Below are 4005 nucleotides of genomic sequence, written 5' to 3'. Positions count from 1 at the left end.
GTGAAAGAAAGTTGGTAAATACTTACCAGTGCAAATATTATTGCAATAAATTTAATAAGTCCTCTATTCTGCATTCTGTGTAAAAATTAATTAATTCTTTGTTTGGTTTCTTTGTTTTTGAATTATAAAAACAGGATGAAAAACACTATCCTATTTTCACAAAACGTGCAAATATATAAATTTAACCACAAAGAACACAAAGAATTTTACAAAGTTCACTAGGTTTTCAGATTCTTTGTGAACATTGTAAAATTCTTAGCTACTTTGTAGTTAATATATTTAAGCTAAAACTGATTTTAGATCAGCATTCATATTACGAACAGCCTCTGCGCTTTTAGCAAATAATGCTTTTTCGTTTTCGTTTAGGTTGATAGTAACAATTTCTTCGATACCGTTTTTACCTATAATACAAGGTACTCCGATACAAATATCTGATTGTCCGTATTCTCCGTCTAACATTACTGAACAAGCAATCATTTTCTTTTGGTTGTTCAAAATACTATCTACAAGATAAGCAACTGAAGCTCCTGGTGCATACCAAGCTGAAGTTCCTAATAATCCTGTTAATGTAGCTCCACCAACCATAGTATCAGCGGCTACTTTATCCAATTGTTCTTGAGAAAGGAATTCAGAAACTGGAATTCCATTATAAGAAGCCAATCTAGTTAATGGAATCATAGTTGTATCACCGTGACCTCCTATAACCATTGCCGAAACATCGTTTGCAGGTTTGTCTAATGCTTTCGATAAATAGTATCTAAAACGAGAGCTGTCAAGCGCTCCGCCCATTCCAATAATTCTATTTTTTGGTAAACCTGTTGCTTTCAAAGCTAGGTAAGTCATCGTATCCATTGGATTAGAAACCACAACCACAATAGTATTTGGAGAATGTACTAAAACATTTTCTACTACATTTTTTACAATTCCTGCATTAATCCCTATTAATTCCTCACGAGTCATTCCTGGTTTTCTAGGAATTCCTGAAGTAATTACTACCACATCAGAATTTGCTGTTTTAGAATAATCGTTAGTAACTCCGGAAAGTTGTGTATTAAAACCTGTATTTGTTGCACATTGCATCAAATCCATAGCTTTCCCTTCGGCAAAACCTTCTTTTATGTCTAATAATACTACTTCACTTGCAATTCCTCTGTATGAAATTACATCTGCACAAGACGCTCCAACATTCCCTGCTCCTACTATGGTAACTTTCATTTTTATGTTTATTTGGTTATTTTTTACAAACTTATTGTTTTTTTTAATGATTTTAAAAAAAAAATCAAATTATTAATTTTTTTTTAAAAACCATTAAATTAGAGCTTTTAATTAAAAATTAATCTGTTTTTTTGGAGTTTTTAATAGCTGTATTTTTGAATCCGCTAAAATTTATCTTTGCTTTAAAACTCATTAAAAACTTATTGTGATAATTAACCTTAAAAAGGTTTCTGGCGGTAAATTTTAATTCATTTTCCGAAAATTTTCTGGTGTTTCATTCGTAACTCTTTTAAAGGCCAAATAAAAACTACTATAATTTTGAAAACCCAATTCAATGGCAATTTCATTAATAGGTACATCTGTTTCTTTTAGCAGTACACTTGCTTTTTCAATTCTTTTATTCAAAATATATTGATGTGGAGTGGTGTTAAGATATTGCATAAAAATACGAGATAAATGTCGTTTTGTCCAATTTGTGATCGACAACAATAATTCTACATCTAATTTTTTATGAATATTAGCATTAATATATTCAACTATTTGTTTCATCTTTTTTGGTGTCAATTCCTCCATTGGATTTTCACTTCGTATGGTATCAATTTTTTTGTATTTATAATTGTTCAATACAACACTTACAGAGGCAATAATGCTGTCTGGTCTAAATGGTTTAACTATATAACCGTGTGGTCTTGTTTCTTGCGCCCTATCGAGGGTCATTTTGTTAGAATACGAGGTAATATAAATATAAGGTATCGTATCTTTTACTAACAAATAATTACCCAAATCGATTCCATCAGTAAGCTGGTTTAAATTAATATCAATAAGCACCAATATAGGATTATGCTCCTCTATTGCTTCTATTGCAGTTTCTACTGTTTTTATATTGGTAATCACTTCATATCCTTCTCGTTCTAGAATTTTTTTAATATCTAACGCAATGAGTGATTCGTCTTCGACCACTAGTATTTTTTTGTTCATAAAGTTGTGATTTTAAGTACGCTATTTTAAAATTGTATGATGTATTGCATTCCTTTATCGCTAGCAACTTTTAGTAAACCGTCTAATTGAAAAACCAGTTCTTCTACGAGTTCTAAGCCCAATGTTTTTTTTGCATTTTCCTTTTTTTGAATTCCAATGCCGTTATCGCTTACGACCAATTCGTATTTTTCGTTTTTACGAATCAATTGTAAGGTTATGAGCCCTTTTTGATTGTTTATAAAAGCGTGTTTGTAAGCATTGTTCACCAATTCATTTATTATAAGTCCTAGTGGTATCGCTTTTTGAATATCAAAATATACTGGCTCAATTTCTAACTTTAAAGTGATAGTAGTATTTACATTGCTGTATGCGTTTAGAATACTATTGGTTAAATTTTCTACATACTTTTTAAAATCGACTTGGCTTAAATTGTCTGTTTGGTATAAGTTTTCGTGAATTAAAGACATTGAGAGTATGCGAGACTGACTAACTGCCACAAAATCGCTAATATTATTGTTGGCTTCTTGGGCTTGAATATTGAGCAAACTCATTACCAGTTGCATATTGTTTTTAACCCGATGGTGAATTTCTTTGAGTAGCGTTTCTTTCTCAACTAATGATTTTTGGGTTAGTAATTTTTCATTTTCGAGTTTAATATTAGTCAGCTCAATAATTTTATTTTTATTTTTGATGGCTCTGTTATTTCTAACATAAAAAAAAGTGGATAACAGCGCCAGTAATAAAGCAACCGAAACATAGAGCAAGTTTTCTTGTTGTTTTTTGTTTTCGACTGTTTTTTGCAGTTGGGCAATTTTTAGTTCTTTGATATTTATGTCTTTGGCAGCTACATTAAAACCGACCTGAAGCTCATCTAATTTGTATTTATTGCGTCTTTCACTTTTTGCATCTTTAATTTCTGTTTGTTTAATGTTGTACAATAACGCTGTTTCAAAATTACCTAATGCTTGCTCTACTTTATATTTTGTGATGTAAAGCTTTAGTTTTGTCTCAAAATTATCCTCTGGTTGCAGTAAGCTTATGGCTGTATCAATATATATTTTGGCTTCTTTCTTCTTGTTTGTTTCAAGGTAAATACTGCTTGCAAGGTTATTAATCGAGATTTGAAAATCATTGGGTAAGTTGACCTCAGCAAACAATTTATTTATGATGACTTCTGCCAAATCATATTTTTTTAAATGATAATAACAAGTAGCTATGCTAAAATCATTACCCAAAGCGCTCATATCTTTTATATTTTTGTTTTCAAAAAATTTTTTGTTATCTAAACCAATAGCCAACGCTTGGCTGTACCTTTTCACGAGTATTAAAATGTCAATTTTTTGCACACTTCTATTGCATTTCATTGCATCAGAATCTGACAATTCGAGACTTTTATCAATATAAGACAACGCCAACGGATAATTTTCTAAATTGGTGTACAAAACGGCAATATTGTAGTAAATACCTGCCCTTTTAGAACTGTCTGATTCTAGAATAAGACTTTTTTTTGCATAAAACAGTGCTTCTTTGTACTGGCAGAGATAATTGTATAATTTGCTGTACTGTTGGTAAATTTTAGTTAGGTTTTTATTGTTTTTCTGTGCTTGTGCTATTTTCAAATTGGCAGCAAGCAATTCTTTTGTTGCTGTATAATTGCCGCAATAAGTTAAATAACCAGTAAGTGAACAGGTAGCCATAAAATAATTGTCCCAATCTTTTATTTCAAAAAAAAGTTTTTTCGATGTTTTAAAATGTAGTAGTGCTTTTTCGGGTTCGTTGCTGTTTATAAACAAGTTGCCTAAACGATAATGA

3 protein-coding genes are annotated in these 4005 nt (G+C 30.7%); all 3 read right to left on the bottom strand.

What is annotated here, in order from left to right; genetic code table 11:
* Positions 1 to 279 precede the first annotated feature (279 nt).
* The gene (locus tag ACH2BP_RS08310) at positions 280 to 1215 is read right to left on the bottom strand and encodes a malate dehydrogenase (RefSeq protein WP_395058839.1); all 936 of its coding nucleotides are present in this window, start codon (positions 1213 to 1215) and stop codon (positions 280 to 282) included.
* A 243-nt stretch (positions 1216 to 1458) separates the two neighbouring features.
* Positions 1459 to 2193 (bottom strand): response regulator transcription factor, encoded by a 735-nt coding sequence (locus ACH2BP_RS08305; protein ID WP_395058837.1) that lies wholly within the window; start codon positions 2191 to 2193, stop codon positions 1459 to 1461.
* A 26-nt stretch (positions 2194 to 2219) separates the two neighbouring features.
* On the bottom strand, positions 2220 to 4005 hold a 1786-nt coding region (locus ACH2BP_RS08300; RefSeq protein ID WP_395058835.1), incomplete at its 5' end, for a histidine kinase dimerization/phosphoacceptor domain -containing protein.

It is taken from the genome of Flavobacterium sp. (assembly GCF_043756175.1).
Classification (GTDB): domain Bacteria; phylum Bacteroidota; class Bacteroidia; order Flavobacteriales; family Flavobacteriaceae; genus Flavobacterium.
This window is presented reverse-complemented; position numbering and strand designations above follow the sequence as displayed.

What these genes read in the sequence shown, in the direction of transcription:
- ACH2BP_RS08310 (WP_395058839.1), bottom strand. Translation starts at nt 1,215, where the DNA reads ATGAAAGTTACCATAGTAGGAGCAGGGAATGTTGGAGCGTCTTGTGCA.
- ACH2BP_RS08305 (WP_395058837.1), bottom strand. Translation starts at nt 2,193, where the DNA reads ATGAACAAAAAAATACTAGTGGTCGAAGACGAATCACTCATTGCGTTA.